The organism is Streptomyces sp. NPDC017993 (assembly GCF_044328065.1).
Lineage (GTDB): Bacteria > Actinomycetota > Actinomycetes > Streptomycetales > Streptomycetaceae > Streptomyces.
Map to the genome: position 1 here is coordinate 382,634 of NZ_JBIRGO010000006.1, position 19,813 is coordinate 402,446.

Below are 19,813 nucleotides of genomic sequence, written 5' to 3' on the forward strand. Positions count from 1 at the left end.
AAAGCAGACAGACATCGACCGAATCCCGCACGCCGACGGAAGGTCTTCGCGGCGTGCGGGGCGCGATCGACGCCCCGCCGCACCAAGGGAGATGCGGTCTAGACCAACACCCTCAGGCTATGACCGCTCCGGTGAGCATGTCCATACCAATGACGCCCGAAAGACGGTCGGTTCGGCGGTCACCCCGTACCCGAACCAGTCCGTGCGAGGCGCCCCGGCACCGCCGCTCAGCTGAAGGGATCCAGCGTGATGGTGGCCTGCTGGGGGTTCCCGTCGTGCACCAGCGACTCGTGATTGCCGACATCGTCGAAGGCGAAGGCGTACGCCTTGCCGTCGGCCATCTGCGCGTGAATCGTGCGGGCGTAGTGGTTGGTCACCGCGTCCTGATAGAAACCGCCGGAACCGGCGTCCGGCTGCTGGGGGTTGTTCAGCAGCGTGGACCGGTTGAAACCGGCGCACAGCGTGCGGGAGATCGGGCCGCGCACGAGGTCGTTCGGAGCGTCCAGCAGCTTGTAGCAGCCGAAGATGCTGTCCGCGTCCGGCTTCTGGAAGGAGGTGACGACCGTTCCGGAGCTGTTGGTGAAGTTCATGGCGTTGCCGGAGACCCGGCCGTAGTACGTGGTGTTCGGCTGGTCGGCGAACGGTGTCACCGACAGGGTCGATGAGGCGTATTTGCTCCACACCCGGTCGATGTAGTCATTCATCACGCTTGCGGGCAGGGCGCCGGACTCGATGCCGTGGCCGGGAGCGAGGGCGCGCAGAACCGTGCCGTCGGCGCGGGTCTGGATCAGGTTGCCCCAGCCACCCGGCTGCCCCTTGAGGGCACTGAAGAAGCCGTTGTAGCCACCCGGCTTGAGGTGCCCCGTGCTCGCGGTCGTCCCGTCCGCGCGTTGGACGCCGACCGCGTACGGAGCCGAGAACATGTCGACCTGCGTGCTGTTGAGCCACAGACCGGCGTCGTTGAGCGTGTACTCCGACCAGTTGAAGAGGATGTCCCTGTTGGGGTCGCTCGGATTCTGCACCGCGGGCTGCACGAGACCGCCCGTTGTCAGCTTGAACACGAGCTTCTGGCCGTAGGAGAAGTAGATGCGGCCGGAGAACTTCGGCATGCGGATCGTCAGGGAGCTGCCGTTGGCCGGCCCGGCGATCGACGCGTCGGGGGCGGGGGTCGGTGGATTGCCGCCCGCCGGCCACGGGTGGAACGTACCGTTCGCGTCCGCCCAGCCCTGCTGCCCCGTGGCGAGCAGGGTGCCGATGTTGTAGACGTAAATCTGCTCACCGCGACCGGAGTTGTTGGTGAACCGGAGCGGGATGGTCGCGGGAACCGCCGCCTCAGCGGCCGCCTCGGCACTGGGCGTCGCCGCCTCGGCGGGGGCGGTTGCCGCCATTCCCGCAGCGAAGATCACCGCCGCGGCCAAGGATCTGAGCACTTTGGGTAAGGCCGGCACGTCGTCCTCCTCATCGGTGGAACTCACCAGGGCTGGAGCGTGAGGCGCGGATCCTTCGGCGCGGGGAGGCGCGTGGCGGACGCGACGGGAGCGTGCCGGCCAACGAGAACAGGTACGTGCCGCCCGCCCACGCCGTATGAGAGCGCTCTCAATTGTGCGCCCCCAGAATCACTCCCCGCCATGGGACCGTCAAGAGAACGCACCGAACACGTCAACTCACCGCACATGCACCGCACTTCACGGGTCAGTTCCGTTCGGGACGGCCCTCGCCATTCCTCTCCCCACAGCCACCACATCCCGGAGCATCCCGCCCGCTCGTGACCGCATCCGACTTCCTCAACACCGCCCGCGCGTTCAGCGACGCCGTGGCCAGCGACGGTCGCCGACCTCGGATGCGGCCCCGGACGCGTGACGGCACACCTGCACTCGCTCGGTCTGTCCGCGTACGGAATCGACCTGTCGCCGCGGATGGTCGCGCCGGCCCGGCGGTCGCATCCGGACCTGCGGTTCGAGGAAGGGTCGATGACGGCTCTGGACCTGCCGGACCGCGGCCTCGCAGGCGCCTGCGCCTGCGCCTGCGCCTGCGCCTGCGCCTGATACTCCCTCATCCACGCCCCGAGGGATCGGCTGCCCCGCATCTGTGCCGAGCCGGCCCGGGTACTGGCCCCGGGCGGCCATCTGCTGGTCGCGTTCCAGGTCGGCGACGTGCCGCTGCACCTGTCGGAGCCGTGGGGTCACCCCGTGTCGCTCGACTTCCACCGGCGGCAGCCGGTCCACATCGCCGAGCTTTTACAGCAGGCCGGACTCACCATGGGCGCCCAGCTCTTGCGCGAGCCCATCGAGGGCATGGAGACGACCCAGCAGGCATTGCTGCCGGCTCGGAAGCCGGGTGGCACCCGCCGGACCTGCCCGTACGTCCCCGCGACCGATCAGGGGGCTCTGTGCGAAAGTGGCCCGATGAAGACGATCGGGCTGCTCGGGGGCATGAGTTGGGAGTCCACGGCGGAGTACTACCGGCTGCTGAACCAGCTGACGCGTGAACGGCGGGGCGGGCTCCACTCCGCGAAGTGCGTCCTGTACTCCGTGGATTTCGCTGAGATCGAGCAGCTACAGGTCGCGGGACGCTGGGACGAAGCGGCCCAGGTACTCGCCGAGGCGGCCGGATCACTGGAAGCCGCGGGCGCGGAAATGCTGCTGCTCTGCACCAACACCATGCACAAGGTCGCCGATCAGGTAGCCGCCTCGGTCGGCATCCCCCTGCTGCATCTCGCCGACACCACCGCGGACGCGGTGCGCGCGGACGGCTTGCGCCGCGTCGGCCTGCTGGGCACCGCGTTCACCATGGAACAGGATTTCTATCGCGGCCGCCTGGAATCCCGTGGACTGGACGTGCTCGTCCCGGACGCCACCGGGCGCGGCACCGTCCACCGGGTGATCTACGACGAACTCTGCCGCGGCATCGTCCGCGAGGAGTCCCGGCAGGCGTACACGGCGGTCATCAGGGATCTTGTCGCTGCGGGCGCCGAAGGCATCGTGCTGGGCTGCACCGAGATCGAGCTGCTCATCCAGCCGCAGGACAGTCCGGTACCCGTCTTCCCGACCACCCGGCTGCATGCCGAGGCAGCCGTCAGCCGGGCACTTTCCGACGGCCGATAGCCCGCTCACCGCCGTAATCCGTAGCGCCGAAAGGCACGCCAACTGTCATATCCGCACAGATCCTTGGGTCCGGAAGGACACCGGAAATCCGGCGGGTACCCTGACGTCGTGTCGCGTAGCGAGTTAGAACGACTGGCAAGAATCCGGATGCAGGTGACCGGTGAGTCGCTCGAACGCGCCCTGGCCGCACTCACGGGACAGACCGCAGGATCCGACCCTGAGCACGAGAACGACGCCCCGCCGTCCCAGGATTTTCCGCAGCGCGAGGACACCCCGCATCTGGAGGACGTCTCGCTGTGCGAAGGCGCCCAGAGGCCCGACGAAGACGTCCGGCAGCCGACCGAGGACATTGCGGCGCCGGCCCAAGAACGTGATGTCCCGGAGCCGCCCCAGGACCAGGTGGACCAGGACCGCCCGGTGCCGGGCGCGGGTCGAAAGCGTCAGTCGCGGTCGCATCTGCGCGGCCTCTAGCCCAGGCGGGCGAGTAATGCGGGGGTGAATCCCGTAGCCGGCACCTGCGCCTTCGGCACCTGAGGTAGTACTCCGCGGCTACGCCGGCTGGGGGCGCCGTACGCCCCGTGGACCGCCGCGGCTCGCACCGTCGGCGGCCATGCGCCCGTTGCTCGCCCCAGGGGGCCGGTGGTGCCATGATCACGGCGACCGGCCCCGACGGGGTTTTGTGCAGTGCTCGGCCATCGGCAGCGAGTCCGGGGCACCGGGCCCGGGGATACGTCTGCGTGACCGGCCCACGCCGGGACTCAAGGTACTCAGATGCTCAGGGACTCAGGGTGATGCTCGCGGGTGCCGGCAGGGTGAGGGCAATGCTCACGAGCGGCGGCGCTTGCGGGTGCCGGAATCCGCACTCGGCACAGGGGAGCCTTCCGCCGGGGCCTCGTCGAAGTCCGGGGCCTGGAAGGGGTTCGTAGAGGGGGTGGGCGAGCCGGTGGCGGCCGGGACGGGCGCCGGTTCCGGCGAAGAGAACGGTGAGTTCGTGTCGATGGGACGACTCCCCTTTCCTCGGGGGTTCGCGGGGCAGGACATGCCTCAAGGGCCGGGCCGGGGGGAGGGATCTTGCATGCTCTCCTCGGCCGTGGCCCGGCCGTCCTAGAGGTTGGTCAGCTTGGGGTACGGGCTGGTGATCCGCTCCTGCATCGAGCCGAAATCGACGATGACCGCGATCCCTTCCTCGACGGCGGTTACCCGGCCGAGGCCGTACACATCGTGGGTGACCCGGTTTCCTATGGCGAAGCTCTTACGAGGCGGCGCAGCCGGGGCTTTGAAGGGGCTGGTGGGCAGAGGACGCTTGGTTACCGCTGGCTTTGTCATTGGGACCAGTATGCGCCTGCCGGAGCCTCCTGTGAGCCCGTGCACTGCGTGAACCTTCTCCACGGGCTCTTTTGCCACCTCCGGAAGCACTCATCCATGCGCCTGAAATGGGCAGATTTACACCCGTTCGTTATTGGTGAGCTCCGCCACAGATCCGCCCGCGCGGGCTCCACCGGCCTTGAAATTGCCCTCCTGAATTCCCTCGGGCGATACTTCGGTGCCGCTGTTCGCCGACCCCGGGGGCCGGCGCTCGGAGAAGCTGACCGCGTTGGTGCACTCGTGTCTGCCGGTCCTTGCCGCCCACGGCGACAAGCCGGACGCTGAGGCCGGTGCGAGACCGCCGCGGCTCGACATCCATGGCTCGGCGTCCATGGCTCGGCGTCCATGGCTCGACGCGGCGGATCCACCCGCCGCTCCGCCTCGCTCACGGCGTGAGGGGGCGTGCCAGGAGCGGCGTCCGGAGCATCTGGTGCCCGCCGCTGGCCAGCATGCGCACCTCCGCCCGGTCGCTGATCTCCGCGCGAACGATCCCCGATTCATCTTCGTAGACGGGATACCCGCCCGCGCCCGCCTTGTCCGTACGCCGGACGATCACCACATCGTCTTCCACGGCGGGGGCTTGAAATATCAATTCGTAGCTTTCCGGGTATTCCATCGGGGCCTCCCGACATGGCTCTGCGCAGGCCCGCCGCGCCGCTCCCCCGCGGCCGCGACACGCCGCTGTACCTCGGTCTTTCCATCCTCGCGCACGCGCGCCCTCGGCGCCTCATCTACACGAAGTGCGGACATGATCTTGGACCGGCACTCGGACCGCCGGCACTCGCACTCGCCGGCCGAGGGAGCCGTAACGGGTGCAGGCCCGACACGCCCGCCCCGGAGCACCGGATCGGCACGGGAGGAGCCGCGAATGCCGACGGATCGAGGGGTGCCCCGCCCCCGTGCGCTGTCACAGGGGCGGGGCGGGTCCGAGAAGCGCCAGCAGCTCGGATAGTGACTACGCCACGGTACGGGCGACCACTGACAACGGCGGCTCGGAAGGCAGGCGAGGAGACCGGCCGTGCGGGTAACTCGGCGTGGATCAGGAGGGGTTGAGGCGCTCAGGGGCATGCCGGACGGCGTCATCCCACCCTGGCGAGCAGGCCCGCACGCGCGCCTCGGGACGGGCGGTAATACCACCCGATAGGAGTAACCGAAGCGCCGCACCTCTCCCCCGCCGACCCCGATGACCTTCCCGGCATCGCACTACGTGCGTACGCTCCCTGCCCGCCGAACGAACAGCAGAGGCCGGCAACAGTTGCCGGTCAGACGAAAGGACGGTGTTGCGGAGTGACGGTGGCAAATGAACACGATGAGGCTGGTGGACCTCGGTTCTCACTCGCCTCGGTGGTCCTGGACTGCCCGGACGCTCATGCGCTCGCGGACTTCTACAGGCGGCTGCTGGGCTGGGAGGTGAAATACAGCGAACCGGACTGGGTGGTACTCAGAGGCCCGGCCGGTGGCACGGGGCTATCGTTCCAATCCGAGGCAGGCTATGAGCCGCCCGTATGGCCTGAGCAGGCCATGGTCCAGCAGAAAATGCTGCATCTCGACATTCGCGTCGACGATCTCGATACGGCCGGAGCGTATGCCGTCTTGGTCGGCGCGACGCAGGCGGAGCACCAGCCCCAGGACGATGTCCGCGTGTTCTTCGACCCGGCGGGACACCCGTTCTGTCTGTTTCTTCGGTGAGGTGGGCGGCGAGAGGCAGCGACAGGCGCTCTCCACCGGGACCGAGGACGCCTGACCGACGATGGGGGGCGGCGGCGGAACGATGGCCACCGTGGGCCCGTGCGCGCGGCATCTGCGGCCCGTCATCACCTCAAGGGTGAAAGTCCGGCGCGGTTCCGGCCCCGAACGCGGAGCGTGTGGGACTGACCACATGCGGGCAGCGCCGCGTGGTGAAGTCCTCTACGATCCTCGCTGGTCAGGGAGTTGGGGCGGTCGGCAGGGACGCCGGCGGTCGGCGCATCGACCTCACGAGGCGACATACGACGCACTGAGTTGTCAGCGGCTGCCACTAGCATGTTTCACATGCCCTTAAGCCCTTCTGCCCCTAAGGACGCGCCCGTGCCTGCCTCCGAGGCCAACGAATCGATCCGCCGATTTGTGCGAGCCCGGCGTGGTCGGGCGTGGACGCCCCAGGACATGGCGGAGTATGCCGGGCTGCTGGAAGTCTGGACCCTCGCCGTGCGCGCGGAGGTTGTCGAGGCGGCCTGATCGGACGTAGCGGCAGACGGAGGACGCCGGAGCCACGCCGGGCACGTCACACGTCGCATGTCTCAGGTCGGGCGCGCCCAGCACACCGCACAGGCCGGGGCGGTCTCATCGTGCCGCACCGTCGGATGCTCCCACTCGTGGCGGACGACTCCCCTGGCCGGAGCCCGCAAGATCATCGGTGGCCAACCGAACGGGGCGCCCACCCTGACGTCCGAATTCCGCCAGCGGCCCCGCTCTCCGTCCGACAGGCTGAAAATGCCACGCGAGGGCGGCCCGCCGGCGGCAACCGACCGGGATCGGAGCGCACACACCGCCCCTCCCCCGCCCCGCGCCTCCTCCGACGGAAGCACTCATGATCATCAACAACGCAGTGAACGCCCTGCCGCGGGACATGGGCTCTCCGCTTCTCCCACCAGCAACGGCAACCGCTTACGGCCCCCTGCCCTCCCCGGCACCCCACACCGACGCGGAACTCAAAGCCCTGCTCAGCCTGTTGACCGCTCCCGGCCCACCCCCGCGTACGCGAACCCGTATCCGCACAGTGGTCGTGGGGCACAGCAGAGACGCCGCGTCACGATCTGCCGCGACCGCCTTCGTCGAGGCGTGGCACTCGGCCGGCCTGCCTGTCCTGGCCGTGGTCGACTGGCCCGAGCAGGCCGCCTCCTGGCTGCGTGCCGCCCAGCGGTTCACCGCAGAAGAACCCGACGCCTGGGTCGTCGCGGCGGCACCGCTCGGATGGGCACAGATGAGTCGCCGTCTGCGCCGGAGCACCGGTTGGGACCCGGCCCGTACGTACGGCTTCGCGTCCCTCGCCGACTCCCGTCTCCCCGCGCTCACCGGCCCGGCGACCCTTCACGGGATGCGCGGCGCCACTGCGGACGGCGGAACGTGGGCCGTGGAGCGCGACTGGGTCACCCAGCGCCCGCAGTCCGGCCCGTGAGCCCGTGAGTGGGCGGCCGTGGCACGCTGAACAGGAAGAGCCCATGACGGGCGCTGCACCACGGTGCCGTGGGGGGCGAGGCCGCCCAGGGGCGAGACGCGAAGTCGGGGCCCCGGCGCAGGCAGGGAGACAGGTCGAGGAGCGGAGTCGAGAGCAGATGACCACGCCACTTCCCGGATTCGAGGAGTTCGGGCGACTCGACGGCTCCACGAGTCACCATTCCGGCGCCGTCCCCGCCTCCCCCGGTACCGGCCCGGCCGCTCCTGATGGCGAAGCCCGCTCCACTGCCGCGCCGACCGAGCAGGGTCGTACCGGTCGGCGGCTCATCGCCCCCGGCGCCGTCCACGTCCCCGGCTGGCTGCCCCTCGCCCAGCAGCGCGAGCTGGTCTCCGCCTGCCGTGACTGGGCGCGCGGCCCCGCGCCGATCCGGCACACCAAGCTGCCCAGGGGCGGCGTGATGTCCGTCCAGACGGTGTGTATCGGGTGGCACTGGCAGCCGTACGCGTACACCCGCACCGCCGACGACGTGAATGGCGCACGGGTCGCCGCTTTCCCGGAGTGGATGGTGGCGTTGGGGCGGAAGGCCCTGGTCGAGGCGTACGAGGACGCAACCGCGGGTGACGACTACACACCGGACACCGCACTGATCAATTTCTATGACGAGCAGGCGAAGCTCGGTATGCACCAGGACAAGGAAGAGCGGTCCGACGCCCCGGTTGTATCCCTCAGCATCGGCGACACCTGCGTCTTCCGTTTCGGCAACACCGAGACCCGGACCAAGCCGTACACCGACATCGAGCTGGCCTCGGGCGATCTGTTCGTCTTCGGCGGCCCGTCCCGCTTCGCCTACCACGGCGTGCCCAAGGTCCGTCCCGGCACCTGCGACCCGGCGTCCGGTCTTAACGGCGGCCGCCTCAACATCACCATGCGGGTCACCGGACTCGGCTGATCCGCCCTGGTCCGACCGCGGCGCGCCGGGTCTCACCCGGGCAGTGGCCGTCCGCCTGGCTGTGACCGCTTCGTGGCCGTGGCATGGTCACGGCAGTGCGGAGCGGGGCCGGTAAACAGATCTCCCCGCTTCCGCCCGTCGCGAGGCAGACTGGACTCATGTGCCGCAGCATCAAGACGCTCCGTCCGCCCGCCACCCCCGAGGTCACCGATGAGGACATCCGGGCCGCGGCCTTGCAGTACGTCCGCAAGGTCTCCGGGTTCCGCGCGCCGGCCGCGCACAACCGTGAGGTGTTCGATGACGCCGTGAACGCCGTGGCGGCCGCGACGCAGGAACTCCTCGACGGCCTCCAGGTCCGCGGCTCCGCCGCCCACCGGACCCCCGAGCACCCACCGCACGCCCACCAGCACTGACCCTGCCGACGGCCGCATCGGAGCACGGCCGGCCCCGCACGAGCCGGACGAGCGAGGAGCAGCTCCGACGGCTCGGGCCGCTTGGCTGCTTAGCTGCTTGGCCGCCTGGCTGCCTGGCTGCCTGGCTGCCTGGCTGCCTGGCTGCCTGGCTGCTCCGGCGTACGTCACCTCCCCACCGCGCCGCGCCGCTCTCACCAGTCGAGCAGCGCCTGCACCGGAAGGTGATCACTCGGGAACTGGCCGTTCTCGGAGAAGGTGTTGATCGAGGCCCGCCGCGTACGCACCGCAGGCGAGGTGAGAATCCAGTCGATCCGATCCCCGTCAGGCACCAGCGGCCGGTACCCGTGGAAGGTGGCGTACAGCGCGCTGCGCTCCTCGGCACTGTCCCAGCTGTCGACGAGGCCGCCTTTGAGCATCGCGTCGTAGACAGGGTTCTTGTGCGCCGCCACGTTGAAGTCTCCCGTGACGATCCTCGGCACGGACGGGTCCTGAGCCCCCAGCCGTTCGGTGATCAACGCTGCGGAGCGCTCACGAGAGTACTGGTTGAGGTGGTCGAGGTGAGTGTTGAGTGCGTAGAACTCCTGGCCGGTTCGCAGATCGCGGAAGCGGACCCAGGTGGCCATCCGAACGACGGTGTTTCCCCAGGTGGACGACCCGATCAGATACGGCGTGTCGGAGAGCCAGAAGTGGTCGTACTCGACAGGTGCGAGGCGGTGGACGTCATAGAAGACGGCCACGAATTCGTCGCGGCTCCCGCCGCCCCGCCCGGTGCCCACCCAGCCGTAGCGCGGCCCGAGGTCGGCCGCGATATCCCGTAGCTGCCCGTAGAGGCCCTCCTGCGTGCCGAGCAGGTGCGGCGCTTCGCGACGCAGCAGCGTGCGCATCACGGGCCGGCGCTCGGCCCAGGAATTCGGCCGGGTGTCCGCGGCGTATCTCAGGTTGAAGCTCATCACCCGCAGCCCCGGCTCGTGATCGGCGGCCTCCGCCGTGCCGGAGCCGTACGCCATGACCGGCGCGGCGACGGCGGTTGCGGCCGCCGCGCGCAGGGCGAAACGCCGACTGAACGGCGCCGTCGCGGCCGCCGGGTCCGGCGAGTGGATCGGGGAGGCGGGAGCGGGGACTTCGTTCGGCGCGGGAGCGGAAGCGGTCACAGCGACTCCAGGGGTCCATTGCGCCGGCAGAGGCCGACAGCGACTGACTGCAGAGTCTCGGACTCCACAGTGAGCCGGAAGTAGCCTTCGGGACACGGCAGTCGAAACACACGACTGCCGCCGACCGCTGCCCCGGCCCGCTCCCATCCGGCTACCGGTCGCTGGCGGGACCCTGCCAGTCGGCGTGCCGGATACGGGAGAGCTCCCGTACCTCGCCGAGCGTGCCCCACTCGTCCTTGCCCAGGCGCGAGAGGGGCTTCAGGCGGGAGATCTCGGGATGCCCGTCGACCATCACGTCCTCCGACACGACCGCATGCACCACCCGCCCGAACACGACGGTGGAGTCCCCGATCCGGATCGTGCTGTGCACCTCGCACTCCAACGCCACCGGCGAGGCCGCGACGCGCAGCGGCTTGACCCGAAGACCGGGCTCGGAGGCGATGCCCACCGCCTCGAACTCACTCACCCCGTGCGGAAAATCGGTGGCGCTGTCATTGATCTGCTCGAAGAGACCCTCCGGGGCGAGATTCACCACGAACTCGCCGGTCGCCTCGATGTTCCGCAAGGTGTCCTTGCGCCCGACGGAGCTGAACTGCACCACCGGCGGCGCCACGCTGGCAATGGTGAAGAAGGAGTGCGGCGCGAGGTTGTGCGTCCCGTCCGCCGACATGGTCGACACCCAGGCGATGGGCCGCGGCACCACGGTGGCGGTCAGCAGCCGGTAGAACTCGTTGCGGGGCATGGCAGCGGGATCGAAGTCAATGCGCATGGTGATCAGTATCCACACCGACGGCCACGGATCTCGCAGCGGACCCACGGCCCCCACCCTCCGAGTGCGACGGAAAGCGCCGGGAATCGAAGCCGCCGCGCACCAGGACCCGACCACCGTGGACCAGGTGAAATGCCCCTAGGACACGACCGTCGACTCCACCGAGAAGAACCCACCGTCCTCAACGGCTGCTGACGGCCGGCCGACCAGCTCAACACCAGAGCCGGGCGGCCTCTGCCAGGCCATCCCCCTCCCCATGCCCTGCTGTGATCCAGGGCTTCTGACAGTCTCCGTCGACGAATGATCACTTGGGGATAGCGGTGCTAAGGACACAGGTGGTCCTTCGGTCCCTGGCCCACTGTGTCGGCGTCGAGCTTGTCGCAGGCGGTCCTGGTCCTCGGCGCGGGGGAATCCGTTGGCCGGATGAAAGTTCAGCTCGAAATCCGTCGGTGGCTGCTGGAGAGGTCACGCTCTGCACGAGGCGCACCCGTCGGTTGCCAAGTGCACGGCTGGGCGACGCGGAACGGCAAGGTCACCGCAGCCACGCACTGGAGTGCCGGGGGCGGGGCCCGCGGGAGTTCCCCGCAGCGAGGCGGCGACGCCTGCCGCCTTTGGCCGGTAGCGCTGATTGCGCAGCAGCTCCTTCTTGTTCATGTAGGTCTCCTTAGTGTCCATCAGATTCTCCCTGTGGTCTGTGGTCTGTGGTCTGTGGGCGTGGGCGGGGCCTGGGTTTGGCTGCTGCGGAACGTATGGCCTCTTCGGGGCTGAGTCGGGCTGCAGGTGCGGGCCGTGGGCGACCGCGCGCTCCTTGACGCCGTCGTGGAGCTTGGCGGCGGCAGCCGCTATGAGCTTCTGGGAGCTCCGGGCTGCGGCGAGGTCGGTCGCCTGTTGCCGACGGAGCCGGCGCTCCTGGAGCGGGGAGACGGCCCCGGTCATCGCGGCCTTCACCCGGGCGGCGAGAGCGGCACTGGCGGGCTGGGCGCGCTCGTAGAGACGTGCCGTCCGGCGGCAGGTCAGAGGGCGGACCGTGGCGTGGCCGTCGGTGTGGTGCGGGTACAGGGAGCGGAAGCCGGCCGTGAGCGCGCGGCCGATGCTGCGGGTGTGGTTGTCGATGGCGGCCTGGCGTATGAGCGGTTGCAATCTACCGATCTGTGACGGGCCTGAAGACAAGACCTGTGGCCAGATGCTCGCTGCTGTGGTCATCCCTCATGTAGATCCTGCCGCTATCACCGGTATAGCGGTAGTTCAATGAACGCTGCAGCGTCTCGAAGGCGGATGCCTCGTCCTTCATGTTCTGTGCTGCGCAGGTGCGGTGCGTGGTGAGTTGGGCGTCGCGGAAGAAGACGTGGGAGCCGTTGAAGAAGACTTTGGCGTTAAAGTCGTTGCAGCCAAGCTTGCCGGTGACGGTGCCGTCGCGGTGGAATTCGAAAGAGGTGTCCTTGGCGGACGCCACTTTGTCGGAGCTGTCGTAGGCCATCCGCTCGTCAAGTTGGAACTTGGTGTCGAAGATGCCTGGGGATCTGACGATGGTGAGCGTGGCTACATCACCGTGCTTGTTCCGCAGTTGCGGCAACGAGCCGGGAGGCGGCCCCCCAGGTTTCTGCTCCAGTTTCTTCTCGGTGATCTTCAGCTGGCCTCGGTGGAAGAACTTCTTGACCTTCGCCTCGAAATCTGTCAGCTCCGAGTTCCGTGGTGTGAGGCCCTCGGCCTTCGACTTCTGTGCGTCCGGGCCCGTGGAGCTCGCGATGTCCTTCTGCTGCTTTCCCAGCGTCGGGCATGAGGCCGTCTCGTCGGGCGGAGCAGGCGTCGCCGAAGGAGGGGGCAGCACCGGAAGGTCTTCACCCAATGTCAGCGTGGTTGCCTCCAGCTCGGCTTTCACTCGAAACGGCGTGCAGCCGTAGTCCCCTGCAACTGACCCGTCCTCGCGGAACTCCACCCACGGACTGGCGATCTGGGGCCCGTGCGCCTCTTGTCCGTCCACCGTGAGCGTGAGGTCATCGAAGGCCCAGATCCCACCGAACAGCCTGCCTCCGGGGCCTCCTGGCCCCTTCTTCGCGGGGAAAGCGGATGCCGTAGCACCCCCGCTCCGGCCGCCCTCATCGTCCGAGGCCGCCCCACAGGCTGAGATCGCGCCGCACACCATTGCTATGCCGGCGACGACCCCCGCAACACGTCTTAGAGAGATCTGCACGCCAACCCAAACGTCTTTCCTGAAGATCCAGTTCCACCTCCTGCGGTGACAACCCACGCGTGTACAGGTGTAGATGACAGGTTCGCTCCACCACATAGGGCACGGTCTTAGATATCGTCCTTGCCGCCGCGGAACTACCGTTAAGACGAGGTGTAGCGCCGGAGTACGTCGCTGGTGTGCTGGAATTCTTCCATCAGGGGAAGCTGTGCGATGTCGGCGATGACTTCCAGGAAAGTGGCGTAGGACTCCAGGAATGCTCTGTAGGGGTAGGTGGTCTCGCTGGCGCGCCACTGGTCGAGGCTGCGGGTGAGGGCGGCTGCTTGGTAGAGCGTCCGTTCCAGCCGTCCCAACACCGCACCGTAGTTTTCGAAGCGGGTGCGTTCGCGGTGCCGGCGCAAGAGGCGGCGCGGGTTGTTATAGCGGCTCTCCTGCGCGGTGTGCATACCGGCCCGGGCCTGGGTAATCAACTGCTCACGCGTCGCCGAAAAGCCGGGCCCGCAAAAAGGGCCCAGCCGGTGTTGTACCGCTCGGTCCGGCAGGAAGCGCCTCGCGGGCTGAGCATGATCTCCTCCCGGCGGCGCGGACGCGGCAACGTCCTGAGCGAGGAGGGCGTGTCAACGCGTGGGGGCGTGTCAACACGTGAGGACGGAGTCGTCCTCCACGCGAGTGCCCGGGAGCTGATGGCGTGCGGCGATCAGGGCTGCGTCCCCGTCACGCGTTCCGGTCGAGACGCACAAGGTGTAGGTGACATCCTCCAGCCGCTGGCGCACGGTGTTGCCGCCTTCCTGGGCCTGGAGCAGCCGAAGAGCCTGGTACTGCTCAATGAGATCGCGCAGTACCGCGGGGTGGGCCATGGGCACGGTCCGGCTCCTTCTGTCGCCAACGAGGTCTTTGCAGCGGATGCCCGGCCCTGCGGTTCTGCATGCGGGCTGTCTCCGGTCACCGAAGGTGCAAGTGCGAACGCCTTGTGATCGGTGGACAGACACTCCGCACGGTCTCCACCCTGGCGTTGATCATTTTCGCGCCCATGTTCGGGCTCGTCGCCCAGGACGGCACCAGGCCCCAGCGCAGCGACGGTAGCTGCCAGGCATGGCCGCACATACCGAGAGGTCGCGAGACCCCGGGTATGCCCGGCCCACCCAAGGGGACTCGCCGTCCACCGGCGCCAGATGCGTAAAGCACGCGCGTGTGCGGCACCATGCCGCCATGAAGACTGCCCGGACCCCTACGTCTGCCTGCGGCCCTCGGCGAGACGCCGCGCACGCCCCTCCACCGGAAGAACTGCGACGAGAGGCCAGGTGCGTCGCCACGATGCCCGGCGGCTGGTTTGACGTGCTTCGCCGATGTTGCTGGTGCAGCACATGGGCGACGGTTCAGGCGCTGCGCACAGACTGGAACTGCACCCAATGCCGCACCTGGCACGGGCCGACGGAGTGCCTCACTGCGGAGGGCCTTCCGGTCGAGGGGCTGACCTACCGGGGGTCGGGCGAGTTCTTGGGGGCCGTGGATGCGCGTTGGGCCTAGAACGCCCTGCCCCGATGGCTGCTGAAGCCGTTTCCTCGAGCCGGGCGCGGCGATCATAGAGTGCTCGCACTGCGCGCGCTCTCACCCGGCCCGGTTAGGCGCCCCGGCTCGGCTCCGTTAGGCGCCCTCGTCCCCGTCAGCCGCTCGGCGTGTGGCTCAGATCGACGAGGCAGAAGATGTTGCCATCAGGATCCGCCAGGACAACAAAGAGACCAGCCACAGAATCCAAGTGACGCCCGCGAGCGGTCTGCGGCGGTCGACCGGGGCCACCTCGTAGAGAGCGGCAGACAGGCGGCCCCGGCCCGGTTGGCGGTCCCCGACAGAGTGGCGAGCGGGGCTCCGACGTAGCCTGCTGCCATGACTGACGCACCGCCGCTGACTCCATCCGAAGCCGTTGAGCTGCTGCTGGCCGGCAACCAGCGCTTCGTCTCCGGTACCCCGGAGCACCCCAATCAGGACGCCGCGCGCCGCGCGCAGACCGCATCCGGCCAGCGCCCGTTCGCTGTGCTCTTCGGCTGCTCCGACTCACGTCTGGCCGCCGAGGTCATCTTCGACCGGGGCCTGGGTGACCTGTTCGTTGTCCGCACTGCAGGCCACGTGGCGGGGCCGGAGGTGCTGGGCAGCATCGAGTACGGCGTGAGCGTGCTGGAATGCCCGCTGGTGGTAGTGCTCGGTCACGACTCATGTGGTGCGGTCGCGGCCACCCGTGCCGCCCTGACCGACGGCGTTGCGGCCACCGGGTACGTGCGCGACGTGATTGAACGTGTCACCCCCAGCGTCCTGGCAGCCCGCGCCGCCGGGCTCACCCAGGACGACGACATCATCGCCGAGCACATAAGGCACACCGTCGACCTCCTCCTCGACCGCTCCCGAGTGCTCGCCGATCAGGTCACCGCCGGACAGACGGCGGTGGTGGGCCTGTCCTACCGGCTCGCCGATGGCAGCGCCCGACTCGTCACAACACGCGGCCTGCCCGCCGAAGCGGCAGCCCCCGGCCCGGGCGCCTGAACGCCGGCTCCACGGGCGACGGCGGCGAGGGCGATGCCTAAAAGGCCCATCCGGGCCTGGCCCGGAGTGCGTCCGACACGCCTGGCGTTGCGGTTCCGCGCTGCGCTATCGCTGGGAGGGACCGACCCGTATCGCAGGGGCGCTGAGCTTGCGGCCACAGGTCGACTTGGTCACTGGGCAGATCGCCGCAGGCCAGCCAGCCACCTACAGCCGCCCCGCAGGAGTTCGTCCGCGCCGTCCGCGCCCTGCTCGACGCCACAACGGACGGGGAACGCGACGGAAGCGAGCGCCGCGCCCTCGCGTGATGCCGGTATGGGGCGTGGTAGTCGACAGGTATGCCAATGAAGCCCATCGCCGCTGACGCGGAACGTGACTCTCTGATCGGGCGGCTTCGACGCGCGGTCAGCCGGTCACCGGTCGGCCGCGGGTGGCGGCAAAGCAGGGAGCTTGAACTGGGGCAGCGCGCGTTGGGCTTCGCCGCGCTCGGGTTCCTCACGTTGGTGCCGCTGCTCATCATTGTTTCCACTGGCGATCCCGAGCACGGGCGGGGGTTCGCGCAGTGGTTGGGGGCAGGGCTCGGGGTGTCGACGGCCTCCAGAGAATTGATCGAGCAGTTGTTCGCTCGACCCGGCCAGGCTCTGCGCAGCACGACCGCGTTTGGGTTTGTCGCCCTCTCCCTGTTCGGCCTGACCTTCGGGGTAGCGGTGCAGACCGGCTACGAGAAGGTCTGGGGCCTGCCGGCGGCCCGCTGGCACGCTCATTGGCGGCATGTGCTGTGGCTCGGTGTACTGACCGGATTTCTCTTCGTCTCCGCCACAACGTTGCAGCGCGAGCCCTTCGCGGGAGGAGCCATCGCGTCGTTGAGCGCCGTGCTGTTCCTCTGGTGGTCCCAGCGCGTACTGCTCGGCGGGCGGGTCCGCTGGCGTGCCCTGCTCCCCGGCGCCGTGGCCACCGTGGTTGGGCTCCTCGGCCTGAGGGTCTTCTCCAGCCTCGTCTTCTCGCCCCTGATCGCGTCCAGCACCGTCACCTACGGCCCTGTCGGCACCGTCCTGGTCATCCAGTCCTGGCTGGTCGGTGTCGGTGTCGTCGTCTTCGGGGGTGCGCTGACGGGCCGGCTCCTGTACGAGGAGACCTTCCGCAGGGCACGCGCATGGAAGCGGCGCAGGCGACATGCGGACCGGGGCTGACAAGCGCGGCGCCCCTGGCCCACCCCTCCTCCAGCGGCATGCTCGGGTGAGCCCCGCCGCCGCGTAGGAGCCGGTCTCAGGTCAGCGGATACGACGTGCGGCCGGACGCGTCGTCGATCTCGTCGTGGGCCTTCGTCAGCAGCCTCATGGCCAGTTCGTTGAGTGCGCGGGCGCCCGCGACCTCCTCACCGACCCTGGGCTGGTTGGAGTCGGCCGGGTGACGGCTGGCGTAACCATGGGCCCGTACCTCGGTGCCGTCGCGCAGCCGTATCAGTGCGGCCGCACGCGTGCGTTTGGCGTCTTCCTCGAATTCCAGCTCGACATGCCATCCGACGGCGCTCTGCAACATGACGATCACCTCCAGCCCCCTCTTACAAGGGTGCGCCCGCTCCAGCCACCGCGCACGGCGTTCATGCGGGGAGCACCGTAGCGGCAACGCATCTCCGGGCTTCTGCGAACCCGGATCCTCGCCCAGCCATGAGCCTCGCCGACTTGGTCTCCCCTCCGGGGCCGCCGTGCCGGCGGGTGTCACTGCTGACCTCAGCCGGGGCGGCTGCCGCTACCTGCGACAACTGCCCCTACTGGCCGGTGGATCTCGCTTGGAGACGAGCCGTTTCATCGACGCGTCCGGCGCTCGTCCGCGAGGCACCGGTGGTCACCGGTTGGTCACCGTCAAGGCGGCGCGCGCAGCGGCGAGGTCTCCTCGGAGAGCGGGGAGCCCTTGGTGGCTCGGGCGAGGACGAGTGCGCCGAGCATGGTGCACAGCCGGGTGATGCCGTCTACGCCAACTGCACTCCCAGCGCGGCACATTCCCGCCGCCCCGTCCGCGCTCGTGCGGTGCCGCGTTTCCGCTCCGGGACCTTGCTCATTTCGCGATCGGTGTGCGATCTTAAATTCAGTCGGTTCATGGAAACGTTTCCACAAGGAGGTGGGGCGCATGGCCACGATCAAGGACGTCGCCGCACGGGCCGGGGTCGCGCTCGGTACCGCGTCCCGAGTGCTCAGCGGCAGCAGTCAGACCTCGGCCGACTCCCGGTCCCGCGTGCTCGCAGCCGCGGCCGAGCTGGGCTACATCGCCAACGGCCCCGCCCGTTCCCTGCGGCGCGCCCGCACCGACGTGCTGGGGCTGCTCGTCTCGGACATCCGCAACCCGTTCTTTTCCGAGCTTGCTCACGCCGCCGAGCAGGAGGCGCGCCGCCACGGATACACCGTCCTGCTGGCCAACGCGAACGAGGACGCAGAACAGGCCGACGCCTACCTTCAGACCTTCGCCTCCCAACGCATCGACGGCCTGCTGTTCTCGCCGCAGAGCACCGTCTCGCCGCAGCTCGCGGCCACGCTCGCGTCCGGACTGCCGCTCGTGTTCCTCAACCGCAGGATCGAGGGCGTCGACGCCCCGCTGTACGGCACCGACAACGCTCAGGGCGTGGAGCAGGTGCTCGCCTGGCTGCAGCGCCGGGGCCATCGCGACGTCGCCTTCATCGGCGGCCCGGACACGATCTCCACCGGAGCCGAGCGCCGCGCCGCCTACCTCTCCGGTCGCCAGGCGCACGGCATCAGCACCGACGACAGGCTGCTGGAGGCCGGTGACTTCCTGGCGGGCGGGGCGGCCGAGGCCATGTGCCGCATCCTCGACCGCGGCGTCACGTTCACGGCCGTGTTCGGCACGAACGGTCCGACCACCCTGGGTGCCGTGCGCGCGCTGCGCGAGCGGCTCGGCGCAGAGGAGGCCGCGCGCATCGAGATCGTCTCCTTCGACGACCTCGACTGGTTCGAGTTCGCCTCACCGCCCATCAGCGCGGTCCGCAACAACGCGTCGTCGATCGGCCGACTCGGCGTACGAGGGCTCGTCGACCTCATCGCCGGCCGCGCCGCACCCGGACAACGCATCCCCACCACCTTCGCCGACCGGTCCTTGCCGGGCGTCCGATGAGCACCCGGATCGCCGTCCCCGCCACCGTCTCCGTAAACGCCGACTCCCTCAGCCGTCCGCCTGGCCCCCGCCAAGCTGTCGCAGCGCGGGCCAGGACGCTCCTCACCGGTGCACTCGGCGGTGCGCTCGGCGGTGATGCCGCCCTGCCCGATCTCCCCGCTCGCGAGCCCAGCGTCATCCCTGGTGGGGCTACTCAGCCGGAGGGCACCCCGTCAGGCCGTGCGACTGTGCGCCGTGATGGTGCCCGGCGCCGAGCACACGATCGCCGTCAAGGCCGTCGACTGCGCTTACGCAATCGCGCAGCGTGCGATCAACGGCTGCACGCTGCGCTCACCGCCGCTCTCACACCCGACCGAGCACTGCAACGTCCGTCCTCCACCTGGCAAAACCGCAGTGTGCCCTTCCTGAAAGGAACAGCCGATGAAGGTCGCCCTCGGCGCAGACCACGCCGGATATGCGCTCAAAGACACCGTGCGCCAGGCCATTGAGGCTCTCGGGCATGAGGTGATCGACTGCGGCACCCACAGCTGCGACCCTGTCGACTTCCCGGACATCACCCGCACAACCTGCGAGGCTGTGCTCTCCGGCTCCGCCGATCGGGCCGTGCTCGTCTGCGGCACCGGCCAGGGCGCCGTCATGGCCGCCAACAAACTGCCCGGCGTCCGCTGCGGCCTCGCCCATGAGCCCTACTCCGCGCACCAGGCCGTCGAGCACGACGACGCCAACGCCATCGCCATGGGGGCGTGGCTGGTCCCGCACGCGCTCGTGCCCGAGATCGTCCGTGAGTTCCTCGGTGCCGTCTTCGACGACGACGAAGAAACCCGCCGCCGGGTCGCCAAACTCAACGCACTTGACGCCCTGACCCCGGCCCCCTGACAAGCCGCCCACGCACCCCCTTGAGCGGGTGAGCCTTCTCTTTCGCTGATACCGAACGCCCTGCCCACGGACGACTACGCCGGGCGCCTCCTCGTCATGCCCCCAACACCCGGTCAATAGATCAGGCCTCCCCTCTTGCGGCCCCCATCCTCCTCACTGCGTATACGCCGGGGACGATCCGGCGAC

Annotated in this window: 21 protein-coding genes and 4 pseudogenes; 12 read left to right on the forward strand and 13 right to left on the reverse strand. The window is 69.0% G+C overall.

All coding sequences use genetic code 11. From position 1 onward, the window contains the following. Positions 1 to 227: 227 nt before the first annotated feature. On the reverse strand, positions 228 to 1,388 hold the full coding sequence (locus tag ACH4FH_RS13740; protein ID WP_398556076.1) for a glycoside hydrolase family 64 protein: 1,161 nt from the start codon (positions 1,386 to 1,388) through the stop codon (positions 228 to 230). Positions 1,389 to 1,838: 450 nt separating this feature from the next. On the opposite strand from ACH4FH_RS13740, the pseudogene ACH4FH_RS13745 reads away from it, so the two are divergent. From ACH4FH_RS13745 to ACH4FH_RS13755, 3 genes and pseudogenes are all read left to right on the forward strand, one after another. Continuing rightward, positions 1,839 to 2,045 (forward strand): annotated as a pseudogene (locus ACH4FH_RS13745) (class I SAM-dependent methyltransferase); the annotation flags it as partial. A gap of 360 nt (positions 2,046 to 2,405) precedes the next feature. Next, on the forward strand, positions 2,406 to 3,104 hold the full coding sequence (locus ACH4FH_RS13750) for an aspartate/glutamate racemase family protein (RefSeq protein WP_398556077.1): 699 nt from the start codon (positions 2,406 to 2,408) through the stop codon (positions 3,102 to 3,104). Between the two features lie 147 nt (positions 3,105 to 3,251). Beyond that, positions 3,252 to 3,575, forward strand: coding sequence for a hypothetical protein (locus ACH4FH_RS13755; RefSeq protein ID WP_398555990.1), 324 nt, complete (start codon positions 3,252 to 3,254; stop codon positions 3,573 to 3,575). A gap of 633 nt (positions 3,576 to 4,208) precedes the next feature. Here ACH4FH_RS13755 and ACH4FH_RS13760 read toward each other — a convergent pair. Next, positions 4,209 to 4,430, reverse strand: a complete 222-nt coding sequence (locus ACH4FH_RS13760) for a hypothetical protein (RefSeq protein ID WP_398555991.1) — start codon at positions 4,428 to 4,430, stop codon at positions 4,209 to 4,211. Positions 4,431 to 4,854: 424 nt separating this feature from the next. After that, a complete protein-coding gene (locus ACH4FH_RS13765) occupies positions 4,855 to 5,085 on the reverse strand; it encodes a DUF6296 family protein (RefSeq protein ID WP_398555992.1) in 231 nt (76 codons plus the stop codon). Positions 5,086 to 5,762: 677 nt separating this feature from the next. Here ACH4FH_RS13765 and ACH4FH_RS13770 point away from each other — a divergent pair. From ACH4FH_RS13770 to ACH4FH_RS13790, 5 genes are all read left to right on the forward strand, one after another. Continuing rightward, on the forward strand, positions 5,763 to 6,158 hold the full coding sequence (locus ACH4FH_RS13770) for a VOC family protein (RefSeq protein WP_398555993.1): 396 nt from the start codon (positions 5,763 to 5,765) through the stop codon (positions 6,156 to 6,158). 378 nt (positions 6,159 to 6,536) lie between these two features. Then, positions 6,537 to 6,686, forward strand: coding sequence for a hypothetical protein (locus ACH4FH_RS13775; RefSeq protein WP_398555994.1), 150 nt, complete (start codon positions 6,537 to 6,539; stop codon positions 6,684 to 6,686). A 352-nt stretch (positions 6,687 to 7,038) separates the two neighbouring features. Further along, the gene (locus tag ACH4FH_RS13780; RefSeq protein ID WP_398555995.1) at positions 7,039 to 7,626 is read left to right on the forward strand and encodes a hypothetical protein; all 588 of its coding nucleotides are present in this window, start codon (positions 7,039 to 7,041) and stop codon (positions 7,624 to 7,626) included. 157 nt (positions 7,627 to 7,783) lie between these two features. Then, a complete protein-coding gene (locus ACH4FH_RS13785; protein ID WP_398555996.1) occupies positions 7,784 to 8,575 on the forward strand; it encodes an alpha-ketoglutarate-dependent dioxygenase AlkB family protein in 792 nt (263 codons plus the stop codon). Positions 8,576 to 8,733: 158 nt separating this feature from the next. Further along, positions 8,734 to 8,988, forward strand: a complete 255-nt coding sequence (locus ACH4FH_RS13790) for a DUF2277 domain-containing protein (RefSeq protein WP_398555997.1) — start codon at positions 8,734 to 8,736, stop codon at positions 8,986 to 8,988. A 191-nt stretch (positions 8,989 to 9,179) separates the two neighbouring features. Here ACH4FH_RS13790 and ACH4FH_RS13795 read toward each other — a convergent pair whose 3' ends face one another. The 8 genes and pseudogenes from ACH4FH_RS13795 to ACH4FH_RS13830 all read right to left on the reverse strand — a co-directional run. Then, positions 9,180 to 9,995 carry an endonuclease/exonuclease/phosphatase family protein gene (locus ACH4FH_RS13795; protein WP_398556078.1) on the reverse strand — a complete coding sequence of 272 codons (816 nt, stop codon included), beginning with the start codon at positions 9,993 to 9,995 and terminating at the stop codon, positions 9,180 to 9,182. Positions 9,996 to 10,290: 295 nt separating this feature from the next. Beyond that, complete coding sequence (locus ACH4FH_RS13800; RefSeq protein ID WP_398555998.1) at positions 10,291 to 10,908, reverse strand: flavin reductase family protein; 618 nt, start codon at positions 10,906 to 10,908, stop codon at positions 10,291 to 10,293. A gap of 465 nt (positions 10,909 to 11,373) precedes the next feature. After that, complete coding sequence (locus ACH4FH_RS13805; RefSeq protein ID WP_398555999.1) at positions 11,374 to 12,048, reverse strand: hypothetical protein; 675 nt, start codon at positions 12,046 to 12,048, stop codon at positions 11,374 to 11,376. Position 12,049: 1 nt separating this feature from the next. Further along, positions 12,050 to 12,889, reverse strand: coding sequence for an META domain-containing protein (locus ACH4FH_RS13810; protein WP_398556000.1), 840 nt, complete (start codon positions 12,887 to 12,889; stop codon positions 12,050 to 12,052). Positions 12,890 to 13,239: 350 nt separating this feature from the next. Then, positions 13,240 to 13,566, reverse strand: coding sequence for a hypothetical protein (locus ACH4FH_RS13815; RefSeq protein ID WP_398556001.1), 327 nt, complete (start codon positions 13,564 to 13,566; stop codon positions 13,240 to 13,242). A gap of 165 nt (positions 13,567 to 13,731) precedes the next feature. Continuing rightward, positions 13,732 to 13,959: a DUF5133 domain-containing protein gene (locus tag ACH4FH_RS13820; protein WP_398556002.1), complete on the reverse strand. Its 228-nt coding sequence runs from the start codon at positions 13,957 to 13,959 to the stop codon at positions 13,732 to 13,734. A gap of 97 nt (positions 13,960 to 14,056) precedes the next feature. Further along, positions 14,057 to 14,182 (reverse strand): annotated as a pseudogene (locus ACH4FH_RS13825) (SOS response-associated peptidase family protein); the annotation flags it as partial. Positions 14,183 to 14,759: 577 nt separating this feature from the next. Beyond that, positions 14,760 to 14,831 (reverse strand): annotated as a pseudogene (locus ACH4FH_RS13830) (VOC family protein); the annotation flags it as partial. A gap of 149 nt (positions 14,832 to 14,980) precedes the next feature. Between ACH4FH_RS13830 and ACH4FH_RS13835 the strand changes: the two are divergent. Together ACH4FH_RS13835 and ACH4FH_RS13840 are read left to right on the forward strand one after the other, a co-directional pair. Then, positions 14,981 to 15,631, forward strand: a complete 651-nt coding sequence (locus ACH4FH_RS13835) for a carbonic anhydrase (protein ID WP_398556003.1) — start codon at positions 14,981 to 14,983, stop codon at positions 15,629 to 15,631. Positions 15,632 to 15,966: 335 nt separating this feature from the next. Then, positions 15,967 to 16,818, forward strand: coding sequence for a ribonuclease BN (locus tag ACH4FH_RS13840; RefSeq protein ID WP_398556004.1), 852 nt, complete (start codon positions 15,967 to 15,969; stop codon positions 16,816 to 16,818). A gap of 76 nt (positions 16,819 to 16,894) precedes the next feature. On the opposite strand, the gene ACH4FH_RS13845 is transcribed toward ACH4FH_RS13840, so the two are convergent. Together ACH4FH_RS13845 and ACH4FH_RS13850 are read right to left on the reverse strand one after the other, a co-directional pair. Next, positions 16,895 to 17,167, reverse strand: coding sequence for a DUF1876 domain-containing protein (locus tag ACH4FH_RS13845; RefSeq protein WP_398556005.1), 273 nt, complete (start codon positions 17,165 to 17,167; stop codon positions 16,895 to 16,897). Between the two features lie 306 nt (positions 17,168 to 17,473). Beyond that, positions 17,474 to 17,598: pseudogene (locus ACH4FH_RS13850) on the reverse strand (TetR/AcrR family transcriptional regulator); the annotation flags it as partial. Positions 17,599 to 17,755: 157 nt separating this feature from the next. On the opposite strand from ACH4FH_RS13850, the gene ACH4FH_RS13855 reads away from it, so the two are divergent. Continuing rightward, the gene (locus ACH4FH_RS13855) at positions 17,756 to 18,751 is read left to right on the forward strand and encodes a LacI family DNA-binding transcriptional regulator (RefSeq protein ID WP_398556006.1); all 996 of its coding nucleotides are present in this window, start codon (positions 17,756 to 17,758) and stop codon (positions 18,749 to 18,751) included. 420 nt (positions 18,752 to 19,171) lie between these two features. Continuing rightward, positions 19,172 to 19,627, forward strand: a complete 456-nt coding sequence (locus tag ACH4FH_RS13860; RefSeq protein WP_398556007.1) for an RpiB/LacA/LacB family sugar-phosphate isomerase — start codon at positions 19,172 to 19,174, stop codon at positions 19,625 to 19,627. Positions 19,628 to 19,813: the final 186 nt, after the last annotated feature.